At 55.9% G+C, this 388-nt stretch carries 1 protein-coding gene; it reads right to left on the bottom strand.

Translation table 11 applies throughout. From position 1 onward, the window contains the following. Positions 1-19: 19 nt before the first annotated feature. On the bottom strand, positions 20-388 hold a 369-nt coding region (locus HYE82_RS37095), incomplete at its 5' end, for a penicillin-binding transpeptidase domain-containing protein (RefSeq protein WP_256988242.1).

Below are 388 nucleotides of genomic sequence, written 5' to 3'. Positions count from 1 at the left end.
AGCAAGAAGGTCGCGCAAATTACGATCTGCCACCTGTCCCCTCGCCTTGATTAATCACAAATTCATTTTTATCGCCCGTTGTCAGCGCATCCGGCTCGATGTTCATGGTACGCAATACGCCGCCCATGATGGCACCAAAGACCGGCGCGGAAACGGCGCCGCCGTAGTATTTACCCGCCTGCGGATCGTTGAGAACAACAACCAGCGCGAAGCGCGGCTGACTCGCAGGCGCAACGCCTGCGGTATAAGCAATATATTTATTGATGTAGCGACCGTCCGGCCCGACCTTTTTCGCGGTACCGGTTTTAATGGCGATACGATAGCCTTTAATCGCCGCTTTCACGCCGCCGCCGCCTGGTAGCGCCACGCTTTCCATCATATGCACCAC

The sequence above is a fragment of the Streptomyces sp. BR123 genome (assembly GCF_013401435.1).
GTDB lineage: Bacteria > Actinomycetota > Actinomycetes > Streptomycetales > Streptomycetaceae > Streptomyces.
This window is presented reverse-complemented; position numbering and strand designations above follow the sequence as displayed.